This window comes from Sutterella massiliensis, from assembly GCF_016899755.1.
GTDB classification, from domain to species: Bacteria; Pseudomonadota; Gammaproteobacteria; order Burkholderiales; family Burkholderiaceae_F; genus Sutterella; species Sutterella massiliensis.
Genome location: NZ_JACJJC010000008.1, coordinates 71,651 through 88,590, shown reverse-complemented (window position 1 = coordinate 88,590; position 16,940 = coordinate 71,651). Strand labels below are relative to the sequence as shown.

Genomic DNA, 16,940 nt, shown 5'->3' with positions numbered 1-16,940 from the left:
GCCGCCAGGGGGCCTTCGATCCTGTCGCAGTCTGCTGCCCGGTCCGAATTTTTTGAATGCCCCGCAGCCGCTCCGCTTTCGGCGTCGTGCACGCACGGCGCACATGTCTCGACATTTCCGTTCGAGCGGGCTGCCGCTTCGCCTTTCGCCGCGAGCGAAAAGCACTTCTATTGTTAGATCCGTTTTTGCGTGAGGACGTCCCGGCGTCCTCATTTCTAGGCCTTGGCCGTTCGCCGGTGAGCGCGGGCAGCCAATGCGTTTGGTCGGAAAGATAATTGTGGATTTATCTCAGTTCAATCTCTCCAATGTGCTTGCCGAGCGCCTGAACGCGCTTCTCGACCTTCGGGCGCTGAGTCCCATTCAGTCGCTCTATCTGGCCAGAAGGGACGAACCGAAAGATTTCGTTCTGCTCTCGCTCGAGGGCGAAGGCAAGACGACTGCGGCCATGGTTGCCGCGATCGAGCTGCTCGTGAAGAATCGCGCTTCCGCCGAAGCGTCCCCAGCCCAAGGGCCGCGCGTTGTTTTTTTCTCTTCGAGTCGCCAGCACGCCGAAAAGCTCAAGAAAACCTTTGATGCGATTGCTTCGCCTTTGGGTTTTGCGGCCTTCCTGCTGCACGATGCTTGGAAGGCGAACGTTCGGTTGCAAAAGCTCGTCGAGGCCCAACCCGAGGTTGTCATCGGAACGCCCGCCGTCATTCGAAGTACATACGAAAAAGCGGGACTCACACTCGAGTCGGTGCCACTCGGCGTTTTCTGTTCGCTTGAAAAAATCTGTCAGAACCGACTTGCCGACGAAGCTCGCGAGTTTTGCGAGACGGTTCATGTTGAACGCAAACTCTTTTTGGCGAGCGAGGCCGGCACCGCAATCGAGACTTTTGCAAGGAGCGTCGGTGTTGATGTTGAGATTTTGACTGCTGCACCGAGCGGTACGAAGAGCGTCGTGTGCGAGCGCTTCATGGTGGTCTCCGCATACAGGCGAAACAAGCTCGTGCCCTACATGTTCGACAAGGGCTGGAGCGGCTACAGCCGGACGCTGATTGTTGTTAACAGCGCGCAGAATCTTCCCAAGGTCAAAAAGCTTCTTGCCGAAGGCGAGATCCGGGCGGCTGTTCAGTATCCCGAGGGAGCCGCCTATTACGAACCGGTCGATCCGACAGCTTTCGGTGCTGAAGGTCGCCACTTCGTTGTCACGATGTCCAACGCGATTCCCCTTTTTGAAGGCTGCGGCATCGATTCCGTCGTTTTTTACGACTTTCCTGCGTCGCCGCGAGCGTATCTGAATGCGCTCAAGATCATCGAGGTGAATCCCGCTGCGGTGCCCCAATTCGGTGCGCTCTTTAGCTTCGTGCAGCCTGGCGACATGGGCCGCGTGCTGAAGACGGCCGAAATTATCGGTCGCAGCTGGGTCTTTGCCAATCCGTTTGGTCTTGCGGTTCCGGTTGCAGACGAGCTTATCGAAACGGCAGAGATGCGGGCCGCTCAAATTGCCGATTGCGAGCAGCAGGCGGCCACGTTGGCCGCAGCGCTGAAAAGCCCTGACGAGACGCCTTTGGCAAATAAGTCGGCGCCCGCGACCGCAAAGCCCAAACGCACGCGAAAGAAGGCCGTTGTATCCGATCTTGTCGGTAAGGTCGAAGGGGTTGCTGCGTCGAACGAAGAGGCGGTGCCGAAGAAGCGGACGAGAAAAAAGAAGGTTGATCCGGTCGAACCCGTGTCCGTGCAGACGGACGATCTTACCGGCGTCGTTGCTTCGCTTGCGGAGTTCGTACAGTCGGATGCCCCTGCGCGAAGCGATAGCGTAGCGTCTCTGGCGGTGTCTCAGGAACCCCCTGAAAAGACGCGCGAAGCGCTCTTTGACGATAAAGACGTTGAAGCGCTTGTCCGTGCAGAGGACTGGCAGCAGGGCGATGCATCGAAGGGCGATGACCTTGGCCAGAGCCTCGAAGAAAACGAAGACATTTTCGGGAAGGCGCTCAACGCGGATGAGGCGAACGTCGGGTACGACGATTTCGACGAATACGACGAGGGCGACGAAGAGACGGCTCTCGACGTTGTTGAGGACGAAAGCGAAGGGGCGGAAGAGGGCGCCGTAGCGGTTCCGGGCGCCTCCGAAGCCGCCGCACCTCGCCGCACGCTCACGATTCGGTCTGGCTATGTGCCGAAGCCTCACGTCGACAACGAAATCACCATTACCGAACCTCTTTCTTCGAACACGGTCGAACTGCGCGCAGCGCAGGCGCGTGAGCGCCGAGCGATGCGCGGCACGAATGAACCGCTCACGCATCAGACGGTCGGCAAAAACGGTAGACGCCGCTTCGTGAAAAAGTCTGCGGCCAATACCGCACGGCTTCCCGCCTTCTCCGAGAGCGACGATTCGATTCTCGGTTTTATGTCTTCGAAGAAACCCGGCAGTGCGAAGGGTGCCGGCAAAAAGAACGGCGCTGTTCGCAAGGGCAAAGATGCATTCGGCTCGACCGCCGGCAAGCTCAACGGCAAGCGACGCAGAAATGCGAACAACGCCGAGCAGCCGCAGGACAATGCTCTCGTGCCTGCCGCCAAGCCGCGCAAGGAGAAGGTGCGCGTCGGGCAGAAAAAGAACAATCGCCCGCTTAAACATGTTGGCCCCAAGCCCAAGCCCGTTCAGCAGGTCGTTTCCAAGGCGGCCATGGCTTCGAGTGAATACTCACCCGAGGCGCTCGACGAGCTCTCAGACGCTATGACGGCGCCGATGGTGCCCGCTGCGGTGACGGCTTCTGCGTCAAAACCCAAGTCGACCGCCAAGAAGGCGGGTTCGACGCTTCGCACGCCGCGAACGCAGCGCCTGAAGCATTTGCGCAAGCTGCGAGAAAGTGCGGCAGAAAAAAACGGTAAGAACGATCGGGCCGAGTCGGCAACAAATCCGTTGGAAAAGACGGATGCACTCGAAAAGCCGCCCGTGCCCGAAAGGACGAACGATCGTGCGACGGATCCTGCTGGTGCAGTTCCTTCGGGTGAGAAGCTCAAGCGTCAGGACGGCAAACCCGGCGCGCAGCGCAAGCACTTTAAGTTCAAGAACAAGTTCAAGAACCAGTCTAAGCGCGAGCAGGTAGCCTCCGTTGATGAAGACAATTTCGGCAATTCAATCCATTACAAACCGAAAAAGCTTTCGGGAAAAACGGACTTCAGCCTTCCTGCGAGTGCTTGGCAGCCTGCCGATCCCTTCGACTATCGGTCTGCGACACTCTCGCTGCCGCAGACGATGCCGATGCGCGACAACCTGGGCTTTCATACGGTTTTCGGTGCCACGAGTCAGCCTGACAACCGAGTACCCAACCGCATGCGCGCGGGAAAAGGCAAGGGTAAGAATCCGCAGGGCTTCAAAGGCAATAAGTTCGCGGGCAGGCAACGCGGTAAGAACGGCGGCAAAAACTGATGGTGCGGCAGCTGTCGCGGCGGCTGCCCGAAAAGCCGAATCGGTCCAAGGCCGACAATCGGCGGTGAGGAGTTTTCAATGAGTGCAAAAATTCGGTGCCTGCTGCTCGTTTCTGCGGCTGCGCTTTTACTTGGCGGCTGTGCTTCGCAGTCGGGACACAACACGGGTGATGCAATGAGCGGCCCCGGGGGGCGCGACCCACTGCTCGATGCTCCCTATAGAGCGCAGATGACATGCGTGTCGCAGACGCCAGTGACGGTTCTCAGCCGTGCCAAGGAGACGGTGTTTGCTTGCTCGGATATCGGGGTGAGCGCAACGCTCGATGAGCTGCGTGATGCCGGCTGGCGCCTTGTTGCGCTCAATATCGGCGAAGATCAGGAAAGCGACAGTCACGTGGGCTTTCCGGTCACGATTACGATTCGAAAGCTGTTCTGAGGCAGAAATTGACGACAAGGCAAGATGAAGCAAGACTGGCTGCCTTTCGGGCGTTCCTTGCCCGCAAGGGTTTTAGCGGCGCACTTGTTCTGACGAGCGACCCGCACCTTTGCGAGTATGTCCCCGAGCATTGGCAGCTGCGCGCAGCGCTCTCGGGTTTCAAAGGCAGTGCGGGAACGCTCCTTGTGCTCCCGAACGAATTGGCGCTTGCTACTGACAGCCGCTATTGGGAACAGGCGCAACGAGAGCTCCCTTCGGGGGCGGAACTGATTCGTCGACCCGCGAGCGATCTCGCAGCTTGTGCGAACTGGTTCAGTGAACGCTTGCCAGCTGGATCTGTGGTGGCGGTCGACGAAAAAACGATTTCCTACGAGGATGCCCTTCTTTGTGAAGAGGCGTTTGCGGCTTGCGGACTGAAGTTCCTGCCGACGGCGTTTGACTGGAGCGGTATCTGGCCGGAGCGGCCGAAGCCCGTGTCGAGTGCCATTGCCGAAATGCGTCGGCCGTGCGTCGAACGCGGGGAAAAAATGCGTGCCGTACGCGAAAAACTCGCCGAGAGCGGTTCGATCGGCCTCCTTCTCGAATCGCTCGACGATGTCGCGTGGGTAACGAACCTGCGCGGTGCGGATGTCCCCAATAATCCCGTATTTGAGGCTGAACTGCTTGTCACGCAGTCGAGAGCGATGCTCTACGCCGATGCCGGGCGTTTTTCTGACGCACTTCTTGAAAAGCTTCAGCGAGAAGCCATTGACGTGAGACCCTCGGCCGAGCTCGAGCGTGACTTGGCAAAACTCGCCGAACAGGGGCGAATTCTTGTCGACCCTTCGACCGTTACTGTGGATCTTCTGGAGGCGATCGGCGAAGAGCGTCTTTCTTTTACAAGACCCAATCCCGTCGCAGCGCGCAAGGCCGAAAAGACAAGTGAGGAGCTTGAAGCCATTGCCGAGGCTCATCTTTTGGACGCTATCGCACTCACGGAGTTTTATGCCGAACTCGATGAGCGGCTCTCGAAGGGCGAGCGGCTTACCGAGTGGAACGCGGCGGAGTGCCTGCATGCACACCGAGCTCGCATGCCGGGCTTTTTGGACGAAAGCTTCCCGACAATCGCGGCTTACGGCCCAAATGCCGCCATGCCGCACTACCAGCCGTTTGCCGGTCGGTCATCGGTGCTCAAGCCCGGGAATCTGCTGCTTATCGATTCGGGGGCACAGTACGATTGCGGCACAACCGACGTGACCCGCATGAGCGCCGTCGGCATGCCGAGCGAGGCAATGCGCCGCGACGTTGTCCTCGCTACGCGTGCGATGCTGCGGCTTCTGCATTTGAAGTTTCCTGTCGGAACGACGGGGGCGCAGGTCGACGTGGCCGCCCGCATGGAGCTCTGGCGCGAAGGCATCGACTTCGGCCATGGAACCGGACATGGTGTCGGGTATGTTCTCAACGTGCACGAGGGCCCTGTGACCATTTCGCCGAGGGCAACGCGGTTTGCAATGGCACCCGGCAACGTCGTCTCGAACGAACCCGGTATTTACCGACCGGGCGAATGGGGGGTGCGCGTCGAAAATCTCATGTTTGTTCGCAAAGCCGAAAGCACCGCTTTCGGGGAGTTCTTGGCATTCGAGCCGCTCACGCTCTGCCCGATCGACGTTCGGGTTCTTGGGCGACCCTTCGGCGAACTCGTCGAACAGCTAAACGCATTCAATCGGCGCTGTGTTGAAGCGCTCCGAAACAGAGTCAGTCCACGGGCGCTCTCTTGGTTGGAGAAAGCCGCCGCGCCGCTCTGATGGGTTCAAGCAGGCTGGCGCGCTTCTCAGCGAGTCGTCATTAGTGAACAAACAAAAAGGCCACCCGATATTCGGGCGGCCTTTTGAAGCTTTTTGAAGGTGCGCATGCCACGCATCGAGCATGCGCGCTTCACTTCACATTACTTGTACCAGCTGAGGTCAGCAGGCATTTCGTAGCGCTGAGCTTCCTGACCGGCAGCGACCTGTTCGGCGCCGATCGAGTAGTTCTTCCACATCGTGAGCGAACCGCAGACGATCATGAGGAGAGCGACAACGAGCATGCCCTTGCGAAGACCGGCACGGTCGCCCTGACGCTGATCCATAACGTTGCGTTCCGGATTCTTTTCGAAGATGTCCCACTTAACAGCAAGGCGATAGAGGCCGATCATGCCGTGCAGTTCCGTAACGACCAGGAAGATGAACGTGTAGAGCAGGCCGTTGTGGTAGGTGTGCACGCCGATCAGGTTGGGGTCGAAGCCTGCCGGATTCGTCAGCATGCTGATGAGGTGCGGGAAGACGAGAAGGAAGAGCAGGAAGGCCGTGACGATCTGGATCCACCAGAGGGTCGTGTCTTCATGATGAACCATGCGGACGTGAGCCTTGATGTCACGAAGCTGATGGTAGGACGTCGGGAAGCGGCGAAGGGCGCAGAACATGTGCACAACGACGCAAAGGAAGATGAAGCCGACGAAAACGACGTGCATCCAGAGATGTTCTTCGCCATCGATGAAGGCACCGCCCGAGGTCATGATGAGGTTCATGAACACGTCCTTGCCGAACTGCACGGAGCTCGTGAAGGCCATGTGGCAGAAGAGGAAGATGCCGAGGATAAGACCGGTGACGGACTGCAGGACGTCGAGGAGAGCGGTCTTGCTGCTCTGACGCTTGGCATCCTTGAGGCCGACGCCCCACACGTTGTCGGTGGCGGTCGGAACGTGAGCGTACTTGACGGAATCAGGGGTCGTCATGATGACTGTTCCTACTGAGAAGAAAATTGAGCGGATGTCTTCGCATCCGGGAAATTCAACTAAAGCAAGGTGCCGATACGTACTCTGCACCCGCTAACGTGGCCCTTATGATGCACTTTGGCGTACGCATATAAATTGATAATTATCAAATTAAAAATTTGTTTTCTTAAGAAAAGAAAGCTTTATTGCCTCTAAGGGAGTATGAAATTAAGTTGTAAACGGGGATTGGCTGGTTAAATAAAGGGTAAATACTATAAAAATAGTGATGAAAAACTGAAAAACTTTTGAAAGATTTTATAAGTAAATAAGCGTATAAATTATTAAATAAGTGTGTGCTTACTAAGCAGGGCGGTGCGAAGGTGCTATCAAGGCACTTTGAATGGGTGAATTGACGGCCGTCTTCGGAAACGGCGTAAAAAACACTCGCTTCTCATGCGGAAAAGCGAGTGCTCTGTTGGTGAAGACTTTACGCAGCGGCTGTGCGCGGCGTTGTTCTAACCGTTATTTCGTACCGAAGATGCGGTCGCCTGCATCGCCCAAGCCGGGCACGATGTAGGCATGCTCGTTGAGGCATTCGTCGAGCGAGGCAACGTAGAGATCCACGTCGGGGTGATGCTCGCTGAAGAGTTTCACGCCTTCGGGGGCGGCTACGAGAGCCATAAAGCGGATACTTTCGCCGCTCACGCCGCGTTTCTTGAGAACGTCGACGGCGTGAATGCCAGAGTGGCCGGTTGCGAGCATCGGGTCGACGACGATGAAAGTGCGGCCTTCAACGTCAGGAAGCTTCACGAGGTATTCGACAGGCTGCAGGTTTTCATCGCGGTAGAGGCCGATGTGACCAACACGAGCCGACGGCATGAGCATCAGCAAGCCGTCGGTCATGCCGAGGCCGGCTCGAAGCACGGGCACGATCACGCATTTCTTGCCTTCCATTACCGGGGCGTCGCACGAGGCAATCGGGGTTTCGATTCGTGCCGTTCCGAGCGGAAAGTCGCGCGTGAGCTCGTAGCCCATCAACATGGCGATTTCCTTGAGAAGCTCGCGAAAGTCGCGCGTGGAAGTTTCCTTGCATCGCATCAACGTGAGCTTGTGCTGGACAAGCGGATGATCGACGATGTGAAGCTTCGGAAAACGGGGATCGGTCAGCATGAAACTAAACTCCTTCGCCTGACAAGCACCGAGCGGCGGACCGCGGGATGCGGTTCGCACGACAGCAAGAAGCATTCGCGGAAGCTCAAAAGTCCGTCAGGGCCTAAAATATCTGCTCGTATTATAGAGAGGGGCTCGAGGGCGCCTTCTCGCCTTCCAAACACCAAGGAGACCCATGTGAAGTTCCGTACCTTAGGCATTCTGCTCGTTCTCGTCGTGATGGCCGTGTTCCTCATCATCAACTGGACGACGCTCTCTCAGGTGACGATGGTCAATTTGGTCTACACCGAAATTCAGGCGCCGCTCGGTGTTTTGGTGGTGTGCGGTTTCTCGGTGATCATTTTGTTGCTTGGCATCTATACGATCTGGCAGCAGGCGAGCGTTCTGATTGAATTGCGCTCGGCCTACAAAGAGGCGCGCCGCGCGCATCAGCTCGCTGAGGAGGCCGACAAGAGCCGTCTCATTGAGGCCACAAAAGAAATGAAGTCGCGCTTCGAGCATCTCGAGGCTGTTCTGACGGGGCGTAGCGATGAGAGTATGCAGGTGCTCCGCGAGCGACTCGACGTGCTCGAAAAGCAGCTTGGCAAACAGGCCGAAGAGAATCGTGCTGAGCGCGAGGCGGCCAAGGCTGAAATTTTTGCTGAACTCAAAGCTGTTCAGAAGCGTTTGAGCGATACGCTTCCCGCGCCTGCCGAAGAGGTTGCCGACGAGAAGAAGAAAAAGGAGGTTTTCGGCGAGCTCTTTTAAGCCGCTCTTAAACGGTAAAAAGGCCGCATTCGAAAGGAATGCGGCCTTTTTAGGTCGGCGGATTCTACAACCGGCGGCGCCGGCGCTATCGTTCTGCGCCGGCGGTCGGGGACCGGACGTGCTTATTTATCGAGGTGGTAAGCGGTCACTCGCTCGACTTCTTCGGCAGCGCCGAGGAATACCGCCACGCGTTCGTGGATCTTTTCCGGCGTGATGTCAAGGATGCGCTCATGGCCGTTCGTGGCGGCGCCGCCCGCGTTCTCCATGATCATGGCCATGGGATTGGCTTCATAAAGAAGACGGAGTTTGCCCGGACGATCGGGCGTGCGCGAGTCGCGCGGATACATGAAGATGCCGCCGCGCTGCAGGATGCGGTGAACTTCGGCCACCATCGCGGCAATCCAGCGCATGTTGAAATTCTTGCCTCGAACGCCGTCCTTACCCTGGAGCAGTTCGCCGATGTAGCGCTGAACGGGCTTTTCCCAGAAGCGTTCGTTCGACATGTTGATGGCGAACTCCTTGGCTTCGCGTTCGACGCGGACGGCTTCGCGCGTCAAGCGGAAAGTGCCCGTCAAGGGATCGAGCGTGAACATCACGACGCCCTGACCGAGCGTGAGCACGAGCTGCGTTTGCGGACCGTACATGCAGTAGCCTGCAGCCTTGAGGTTGCGGCCAGGCTTGAAGAAGTCGGCTTCAACGGCAACGCGTTTCGGGCGGTCGGCCGGGAGAATGCCGAAGATTGAGCCGATCGACACGTTGATGTCAATGTTGCTCGAGCCGTCGAGCGGGTCGAATGCCACGAGGTACGGGCCGAGGGCTTCGGTTTCGGGCACGCTGATCACGTGGTCGACCTCTTCGCTCACCATGCCGCAGACGGCGCCCGTCTGAACAAGCGCTTCAACGAAGATGTCGTTGCTGATGATGTCGAGCTTTTTCTGCTCTTCGCCCTGGACGTTTTCCGAGCCAGCCAGGCCGAGCACGCCGGCGAGCGCACCCTGACGCACGAGCGAGCTGATCGTCTTGCAGGCTTCGGAAATGCCCGAAATGACGCGTGCAAGCTGAGGATCGAGGCCTCGGAGCGTTTCTTCGCGAGCGAGGTATTGCTGAAGCGATAGCGGAGTCACTTTCAATGTCCTTTGTTGAGAGATCAGACGGGATTGTTGAGGGATTTTTCGATGATTTCAAGCACGTTGGGCGAAAGTTCTTCGCGACGTGCGTAAACGGATTCGAGGGCGTCGTGCATGCGGGAGGCAAGCGGCGAGACGTAACGGCGCCAGTTTTCGAGCGCACGCGCAACGCGAGAAGCTACCTGCGGATTGATCCGGTTGAGTTCAAGCACCATTTCTGCCCAGAACGCATAGCCCGAGCCGTCGGGCAGATGGAATTCCGCCGGATTGGCCGTGAAGAACGGCATGAGCAGCGAGTAGACGTTGTTCGGATTGCGAATCGAGAAGAAGTCGCAGCGCACAAGCTCGCGAACGCGCTCGAGAACAAGCGACTCGCCCGCAAAGGACGACGCAGTCGACTGGATCTGCAGCCACTTGTTGAGCAGAAGCGGTTCGCCCGCCCAAGCTTTGAGGGCGTCGACCTCCATATCTTCCTTCGCCGGCGTTTGCGAATTGACCATAAGTCGCAGTGCCGCGAGCTTGTCCGTGAGGTTCGTCGCGGTGGTGAACTGATCTTTGACGAGGATCGTCGCACGCGCGTTGCCAGCGGCAATGGCGTAGCCGAGCGCCAGGTTCTTGAGGGCGCGCTTGCCAGCGGGTTCGGCGCTCGGGTCGTATTCGCCCGGAGTTACGTTCTTTTCCGCCGCTTCCATGAAGGCGCTCAAGTTGCGCTTGGCGATGGCATTGCGAACCGCAACCCAGGCAGCGTGCACCGCATGCGGGTCGATCACGGGAAGCGTCTCAGAAACGATCTTTTCGGTCGGCATCGCGAGCGCCACAGCCTTAAAGGCGGGCGAAAGCGATTCGTCCTTGAGAATGGCGCCGACGGTCTCGAGAAGCCGCGGATCGATATCGTGCGGCTCGTGCAAAAGACGAGCACGCGTTTCGTCGCGGACCGCTTCGATGAGAAGCCCGTTCATGGCATCCCAGCGGTTGAAGGGATCGCCGTCACGCGCGGCGAGGAAGAGACGCTCTTCGCGCGTGAGGCCCGCATCGAGGATGATCGGTGCGGCAAAGCCGCGGTTGAGCGACAAAATGGGCTTTTCAGCCAAATCGACGAAAACGAATTCCTGGCTGTTCTCCGTGAGTTCGAGCATGCGCGTGCCGGCCACGCCCGCTCCCGATTCGCCCTCGAGCTTCACGGGCATTTCAATACCGTCGCCATTCAAAAGCGCGACGGGGAAGGGCATGAGGAAGGGCTGCTTCACGGGCTGCCCCGGCGTTGAAGGCGTTGTTTGCGAAACCGACAGCGTGAGCTTCTTTTCCTCTTCATTCCAGTTGCTGCGAACCTTAACGCGCGGTGTGCCCGCTTGCGAGAACCAGCGCTTAAACTGGCGCAGATCGCGTTTGGAAACGCTCGTCATTGCTTCGAGGAACGCCTCGCAGGTGACGGCTGAGCCGTCATTCTTGGCGATGTATTCGTCAAAGCCCTTGCGGAAGGTATCGCGGCCGAGCAGCGTCTGCAGCATGCGGATGACTTCAGCGCCTTTTTCGTACACGGTCATCGTGTAGAAATTGTTGATTTCCTGATAGGAATCGGGGCGAATCGGGTGCGCCATGGGGCTCGCGTCTTCCGGGAACTGCGCGGCACGCAGCGAAATGACGTCTTTGATGCGCTGCACGGCTCGGGCCGACGGTTCGCCGAGCATGTCGGCGGAAAATTCCTGGTCGCGGAAGACGGTGAGGCCTTCCTTGAGCGTCAGCTGGAACCAGTCGCGCAGCGTGATGCGGTCGCCTGTCCAGTTGTGGAAGTATTCGTGGCCCACGACCGATTCAATGTGGAAATAGTCCTCGTCGGTCGCAACATTCGGGTTGGCAAGTGCACACTTGCTGTTGAAAATGTTGAGTCCCTTGTTTTCCATTGCACCGAAGTTGAAATCTTTCGTCGCCACGATTTTGAAATCGTCAAGGTCGAGTTCAAGCCCCCAGCGTTCTTCATCCCAACGAATCGCTTTCTTGAGACTTTCGAGCGTGTGTTCGGTCTTGTCGAGGTCCTGCGGCTCCACCCAGACGGAGAGGTTCGCAAGGCGCCCGTCCTTGAGGCGGAACTTTTCTTCGCGGCACACCAGTTGGCCGGCAACGAGCGCAAAGAGGTAGGAGGGCTTGGGGAACGGATCGACGAAGGTTACTTCGTGCCGGCCGTCTTCAAGGTCTTTGGCCTCACCCGCGTTGCCGTTCGAGAGCAGCACGGGGAAGGTTTCCTTCGAGGCGCGGATAACGGTTGTGAATTTCGCGAGCACATCGGGACGATCCATGTAGAAGGTAATGCGGCGAAACCCTTGTGCTTCACATTGGCTGATGAGCGTCTGCCCCGAGACATAGATGCCCGAGAGCGCTGTGTTGGCCGCGGGACTGAAGCGGTTGACGATGGTGACGGTGGCTGGCTCACGAATGTCGCGAATGAGCAGTCCCTCCTGCGAGAGCGTGTAGCGGCTTTCGTCAAGCGGTTTGCCGTCCAAGGCAACGCTCACGAGCGTGAGATCCTCGCCATCAAGAAAGAGCGACGCATCCTGGCCGTTTGCCGCCGGGTTGGGGCGCACGTGCATCGTGTTGACTACTGCGGTGCTTTCGGCATCGAGATCGAACTCAAGGCGCACCTCGTCAATGAGATGCGCAGGTGCGCGATAGTCTTCGCGTCGAATCGTCTGAACCATATTTTTGTCTCAGCCTGTGCTGTAGGAGCGGTCGGGTATTGGCACCCTTCGCTCCGAATTTCGAAGAATTTGAAAATTTTAGCAATCTGCGCTCGACACGTCGCAAGAAGGTTTCTTGAGGCAAAAAAAATCCCGGCTCCGAAGAACCGGGATCTCTTCACGTGCGCAGAGGCAAATTCGCGTCGTTATTCCGTCTTAGCGGTCTTGCGCGGGATGATGTAGCCGTAGTTGTGGCCAGCCGTCGGATGGCAGGCGAGGCAGTCAACCTTCTTTTCGGATTCGGGGCCGAAGCCGCGATGGATTTCGGCAAGCATCGGGCGCTTCGGGTCATACATCTTTTCGACGTCGTGGCAGCCGCGGCAAGCCGAGAAGTTGCGGTCGATCATCTGGTCGTAGACTTCCTGAGCGAGATGTTCGCGCATAGCGAGCTGCTTTTCGTGCGTGCTCATGCTGCCCTGGATTTCGCCGACGAGCGAAACGGAACCGGCGTGCGCCTTGTCAAGCAGAAGCGCTACGTAATCGATCGGGCCGACGTGTTCGTTCGAGTGATTCTTCAGGTGGCAGTCCGAGCAGCCAGCCGTAGCGCCCGAACCCGTACGGAAGTGGTCACCCTTCTGGTAGGCGACGTACGTGAGATCCATCGAGTGGCAGAATTCACCGCAGAACTTCGGCGAGCCGGCCCAATGAACGACGCTGGTGAGAACGCCCACGAAAACAATGCCGATCACAACGCCGATCAGGCAGATGAGGGCGAGATACCATTTGCTGTTCTTTTCCATTTTTTGGAACCTTAGTTATAGAACGGCTTCCTGGTTAAGCGAGAGATTTTGCCGTCCGAGGGGTCGACACGGCACCAACGAAGGAAGTCGAGGGGTCAAACACATTTTGCAGTCGGCAACGGCTTTCCGCTGCTAATAAGATAGGTTGTAATGATATTCAGCAAATTGTAAGGAAGGGTTTTGCGTCATTGATACGCATCAATCTGTTGAGCGTTAGTGATCGTCTCACGTATTGATGTTCAAAAAAATCAATCAAGACGTTAAGGCGATAACCACGGATGAAGGGGCGATGGATGCTACCGCGCGCTGATTGATCTTGAGCCCGTGACGACCGCGGGCGAATCCGACGATGACGATGCCCGACGGCAGACGGATGGAGCACTCGCCCCCCTTGGCTGCGCGCTCGCAACGAATGACTTCGCCCACGAGCTGATTTTCCAGCGCATGACTTTCGCCGTCGGGGAAGTCTGCCGTGATGTTGACGCCTGTTGCTTTGGTGAGCGCAAGAACGCTCATGCCTTCTTCAAGCCCTAAAAGCTGTGCGGACTCTTTGGTGACGGAAGCGCGAATGAGATGCGTGTCGTCGATCTGCAGAATGAGGCGCACGAGCGCTGAGCCGATCTTAATTGTTCTGATGGTGGCGGGAAATTGATTGCGCAGCGACGTGCGCAGCGTGCTGCTTGCAACCTGCCGCAGCTGCGGCAGTGACTCGGCTTTAAAACGAGCAAGTACTTCCGAGCGGGCTCGAGCGAGCTCATCGGAAATGCGAAGAACCAGCTCGCCCTTGTCGGTGAGGCGCGATCCGCCGCCCTTGGCGCCGCCCGCATTTTTCTCAACGAGCGAACCGCCTGCGAGATTCTCGAGCGTTTCAATGGCCTGCCAAGCGGCCTTGTAACTCACGCCCGCACTGCGTGCTGCTTCGGAAATGGAGCCGACGTCGGCGATTCTACGCAGGATGTCGATTCGCTTGTCCGCCTTCTCATTAAGAAGGCTGGCAAGCATGATCGGATCGGCCTGACTTTCGGTCATGGATGATAATCCTCGGCGTGTATTGATGCTTGAAGCGTTTCCCGTTATTCTATTTCGGAATATCGGTATGTCCTTTCCGATTTTAAAGGATTTGCTCGGGCCTCCAAAGGCCGCAAGAATTGTTCAAAAGGGAGAGAACGAAATGTTTTCGATGCAGAAAGCCGTCGTTACGATTGCCGTAGCTGCCGCTGCGGCAGCTTGCGCTGCCGTGAGTGCAGAAGAAGTGCATGTTGCAGTCGCAGCAAACTTCACCGGACCGATGAAGGATCTTGCGCCGCTCTACGAAAAGGCCACGGGTGACAAGCTCGTTCTCTCTTTCGGTAGCACGGGTGCTTTCTACGCTCAGATCAAGAACGGCGCACCGTTCGACGTGCTGCTCGCGGCAGATAATGAAACGCCCAAGAAGGCCGTGAACGAGGGTCATGGTGTTGCCGGTACAGCCTTCACCTATGCCGTCGGCAAGCTCGTGCTCTGGGCTTCCGACGCTTCTCTCATCAAGGGGGACCCCAAGGTTGTTACGACCTATGCAGTGAAGCATGTGGCCGTTGCGAATCCGAAGCTTGCCCCGTACGGGCTTGCTGCGCACGAAGCGATGAAGTCGCTTGGTATTGAAGCGGCCGTGACGCCGAAGATCGTTGAGGGCGACAACATCGGCAAGACCTTCCAATTCGTGAAGACGGGCAATGCCGAGGCCGGGTTTGTCGCGCTTTCGCAGTGCTATAAAAACGGCGCCTTTACGGGCGGTTCAGGCTGGATCGTTCCGCAGGAACTCTACAACCGCATCGATCAGGACGCCGTGCTCCTTAAAAAGGGAGAAAAGAACAAAGGCGCAACTCGCTTCCTCAAGTATCTGAAGGAAAGCGAAGATGCCGCCCGCATCCGCGAAACGTACGGCTACGGTTCCGCTCAGTAATCCAAAGGCCGTGTTCGGTCGCGAATGATGCCTCTTTCGCCCATCTGGCTGAGCCTTGAGCTCGCTGCGGTGACGACGGTCATCCTGCTGCTGATCGGCGTGCCGCTTGCTTGGTGGCTCGCCCGCAGCACAAGCCGCGCAAGCGCGGCGGTCAATGCCGTCGTTACGCTGCCGCTCGTGCTGCCGCCCTCGGTTCTCGGCTTTTATGTACTCGTTGCGCTCGGGCCGAACGGACCGATCGGCATACTCACCGAGGCGATCGGACTCGGCACGCTCAACTTCACGTTCACTGGGCTCGTCGTGGGCTCCGTGATCTATTCGTTGCCCTTCATGGTGCAGCCGCTTGAGGCTGCATTTGCCGGCATCGGGCAGCGTCCCATGGAGGTGGCGGCGACGCTGCGCTGCCGGCCGCTCGACGCGTTCTTCAACGTCATGCTTCCGCTCGCGCGCCAAGGGATTGTTACGGGCGTCATCATGACGTTCGCTCACACGATCGGCGAATTCGGTGTTGTGCTCATGATCGGCGGCAACATTCCAGACAAGACGCAGGTTGTCTCCACTGAGATCTACACCTACGTTGAGGCGATGGAGTACACACAGGCGCACATTCTTGCGGGCGGGATGCTTGTCTTCAGCTTTATAGTTCTGCTCGCGCTCAATTGGCTCAATGGCCGCAATAAGAAGGGGAGAACGACGTGAGCGCGACAAAGACCGCGTCCGGTGGAACGGGCGGACGTATCGAATTGACGCTCAAGCGGCAGACGGGCTTCATGCTCGAGGCCGCTTTCGATGTGCCCGAGGCGGGCATTCTCGTTTTGTTCGGTCCTTCCGGTTGCGGGAAGACGACTGTGTTGCGTGCGGTTGCGGGGCTCGAGCGCGCGCAAGGCTTTGTCCGGATCGGCCGCAGCATCTGGCAGGACGACGCAAAAGAAATTTTTGTCCCTACTTACGAGCGAAGCTTGGGCTACGTCTTCCAGGAAGCAAGTCTTTTCGAGCATCTCAACGTGGAAAAGAATCTTCGCTTCGGTCTCGTTCGTACGAAGGATGCCGATGGAGAGGCGCGGCTTGCAGAGGCCATCGAGCTTCTTGGAATTGGCGAACTTCTGAAGCGGCGTGTCGATGAACTCTCCGGGGGGGAGCGTCAGCGTTGCGCTATCGCGCGCTCGCTCTGCCTCAAGCCCGACGTACTGCTCATGGACGAGCCACTTTCCGCGCTTGACTGGGCCAGAAAGCGCGAAATTCTTCCTTGGCTCGAAAAACTTCGTGCGGAACTGCGCATTCCAATTCTCTACGTTACGCACTCGGCCGACGAAATGGCGCGTCTGGCCAATCGCGTGATTGTGCTCGACAGGGGTTCGGTGCTCGCTCAGGGGCCACTCGCATCGGTAATGACCGATCTGCACGTACCCGTTTCGAGCGAATACGGGCCCTCCAGCATTGTCGAGGGAGCGATCGAATCGGTATCGAATGAATGGCGAACGGTCGACGTTCGGGCCGGCGAGTGGCTGATTGAAGTGGCCTCACCTGCCGAGGCCGGTGCGCCAACACCACGGCGCGGCGACAAACTGCGCCTTCGCATCTTGGCTCGCGATGTCGGTATTGCGCGCGAACCCGTAACGGGCGCGTCGGTGAGAAACGTGCTGCCGGCAATCGTCGATGAGATGGTCGAGGAGTCGGGCGCTTACGCGCTTGTACGGCTCCGATCGTCGGGCGGCACGCTCCTTGCGCGCATTCTGCGCCGTTCGGCTGCCGAACTCGGGCTCGCACCCGGCATGCGGGTCTGGGCACTTGTCAAAGCCGCAGCCGTTGTGGTCTGAAGCCTTCAGCGAGGAACGCAAAAGAAAGCCCGCTTCGTTTTTGAAGCGGGCCCAGGCAGTTACAGGGAGCTCATGCGGTCTCCCTTG

General features: G+C 58.0%; 13 protein-coding genes. 7 read left to right on the top strand and 6 right to left on the bottom strand.

Annotation, left to right across the window (positions count from 1 at the left end; translation table 11 throughout):
• Positions 1 to 277 precede the first annotated feature (277 nt).
• The 3 genes from H6A60_RS06490 (at position 278) to H6A60_RS06480 (ending at position 5,631) form a co-directional block, all read left to right on the top strand.
• Positions 278 to 3,412 (top strand): DEAD/DEAH box helicase, encoded by a 3,135-nt coding sequence (locus H6A60_RS06490; RefSeq protein ID WP_205102603.1) that lies wholly within the window; start codon positions 278 to 280, stop codon positions 3,410 to 3,412.
• A 78-nt stretch (positions 3,413 to 3,490) separates the two neighbouring features.
• The gene (locus H6A60_RS06485; RefSeq protein WP_205102602.1) at positions 3,491 to 3,847 is read left to right on the top strand and encodes a hypothetical protein; all 357 of its coding nucleotides are present in this window, start codon (positions 3,491 to 3,493) and stop codon (positions 3,845 to 3,847) included.
• Positions 3,848 to 3,855: 8 nt separating this feature from the next.
• Positions 3,856 to 5,631: a M24B family metallopeptidase gene (locus tag H6A60_RS06480; protein WP_205102601.1), complete on the top strand. Its 1,776-nt coding sequence runs from the start codon at positions 3,856 to 3,858 to the stop codon at positions 5,629 to 5,631.
• Between the two features lie 140 nt (positions 5,632 to 5,771).
• Here H6A60_RS06480 and H6A60_RS06475 read toward each other — a convergent pair whose 3' ends face one another.
• Both H6A60_RS06475 and upp read right to left on the bottom strand, forming a co-directional pair.
• A complete protein-coding gene (locus H6A60_RS06475; protein ID WP_205102600.1) occupies positions 5,772 to 6,599 on the bottom strand; it encodes a succinate dehydrogenase/fumarate reductase transmembrane subunit in 828 nt (275 codons plus the stop codon).
• A gap of 501 nt (positions 6,600 to 7,100) precedes the next feature.
• Positions 7,101 to 7,748 (bottom strand): uracil phosphoribosyltransferase, encoded by a 648-nt coding sequence (gene upp / locus H6A60_RS06470; protein ID WP_205102599.1) that lies wholly within the window; start codon positions 7,746 to 7,748, stop codon positions 7,101 to 7,103.
• Between the two features lie 177 nt (positions 7,749 to 7,925).
• On the opposite strand from upp, the gene H6A60_RS06465 reads away from it, so the two are divergent.
• Entirely contained in the window at positions 7,926 to 8,495 is a 570-nt protein-coding gene (locus H6A60_RS06465) for a LapA family protein (RefSeq protein WP_205102598.1), read from the top strand.
• 122 nt (positions 8,496 to 8,617) lie between these two features.
• Here H6A60_RS06465 and H6A60_RS06460 read toward each other — a convergent pair whose 3' ends face one another.
• The 4 genes from H6A60_RS06460 to H6A60_RS06445 all read right to left on the bottom strand — a co-directional run bounded on the left by H6A60_RS06460 (position 8,618) and on the right by H6A60_RS06445 (position 14,123).
• Positions 8,618 to 9,619 carry a class 1 fructose-bisphosphatase gene (locus H6A60_RS06460; protein WP_205102597.1) on the bottom strand — a complete coding sequence of 334 codons (1,002 nt, stop codon included), beginning with the start codon at positions 9,617 to 9,619 and terminating at the stop codon, positions 8,618 to 8,620.
• 23 nt (positions 9,620 to 9,642) lie between these two features.
• The gene (gene pepN / locus H6A60_RS06455; protein WP_205102596.1) at positions 9,643 to 12,315 is read right to left on the bottom strand and encodes an aminopeptidase N; all 2,673 of its coding nucleotides are present in this window, start codon (positions 12,313 to 12,315) and stop codon (positions 9,643 to 9,645) included.
• A 185-nt stretch (positions 12,316 to 12,500) separates the two neighbouring features.
• Positions 12,501 to 13,094, bottom strand: coding sequence for a cytochrome c3 family protein (locus H6A60_RS06450; protein WP_205102595.1), 594 nt, complete (start codon positions 13,092 to 13,094; stop codon positions 12,501 to 12,503).
• A 252-nt stretch (positions 13,095 to 13,346) separates the two neighbouring features.
• On the bottom strand, positions 13,347 to 14,123 hold the full coding sequence (locus H6A60_RS06445) for a TOBE domain-containing protein (RefSeq protein WP_205102594.1): 777 nt from the start codon (positions 14,121 to 14,123) through the stop codon (positions 13,347 to 13,349).
• A gap of 151 nt (positions 14,124 to 14,274) precedes the next feature.
• On the opposite strand from H6A60_RS06445, the gene modA reads away from it, so the two are divergent.
• The 3 genes from modA to modC are packed head-to-tail and all read left to right on the top strand — an operon-like array spanning position 14,275 to position 16,853.
• Complete coding sequence (gene modA / locus H6A60_RS06440; RefSeq protein ID WP_205102593.1) at positions 14,275 to 15,036, top strand: molybdate ABC transporter substrate-binding protein; 762 nt, start codon at positions 14,275 to 14,277, stop codon at positions 15,034 to 15,036.
• Positions 15,037 to 15,063: 27 nt separating this feature from the next.
• On the top strand, positions 15,064 to 15,735 hold the full coding sequence (gene modB / locus H6A60_RS06435; protein ID WP_439145078.1) for a molybdate ABC transporter permease subunit: 672 nt from the start codon (positions 15,064 to 15,066) through the stop codon (positions 15,733 to 15,735).
• On the top strand, positions 15,732 to 16,853 hold the full coding sequence (modC, locus tag H6A60_RS06430; protein ID WP_338054844.1) for a molybdenum ABC transporter ATP-binding protein: 1,122 nt from the start codon (positions 15,732 to 15,734) through the stop codon (positions 16,851 to 16,853). Before modB ends, modC begins: the two co-directional genes overlap by 4 nt.
• The last annotated feature ends 87 nt before the right edge of the window (positions 16,854 to 16,940 follow it).

Bases quoted from the DNA above. Each gene is read 5' to 3' on its own strand.
- H6A60_RS06445 (WP_205102594.1), bottom strand. From the start codon at position 14,123: ATGACCGAAAGTCAGGCCGATCCGATCATGCTTGCCAGCCTTCTTAAT.
- H6A60_RS06450 (WP_205102595.1), bottom strand. From the start codon at position 13,094: ATGGAAAAGAACAGCAAATGGTATCTCGCCCTCATCTGCCTGATCGGC.
- upp (WP_205102599.1), bottom strand. From the start codon at position 7,748: ATGCTGACCGATCCCCGTTTTCCGAAGCTTCACATCGTCGATCATCCG.
- modB (WP_439145078.1), top strand. From the start codon at position 15,064: ATGCCTCTTTCGCCCATCTGGCTGAGCCTTGAGCTCGCTGCGGTGACG.
- pepN (WP_205102596.1), bottom strand. From the start codon at position 12,315: ATGGTTCAGACGATTCGACGCGAAGACTATCGCGCACCTGCGCATCTC.
- modA (WP_205102593.1), top strand. From the start codon at position 14,275: ATGCAGAAAGCCGTCGTTACGATTGCCGTAGCTGCCGCTGCGGCAGCT.
- H6A60_RS06475 (WP_205102600.1), bottom strand. From the start codon at position 6,599: ATGACGACCCCTGATTCCGTCAAGTACGCTCACGTTCCGACCGCCACC.
- H6A60_RS06485 (WP_205102602.1), top strand. From the start codon at position 3,491: ATGAGTGCAAAAATTCGGTGCCTGCTGCTCGTTTCTGCGGCTGCGCTT.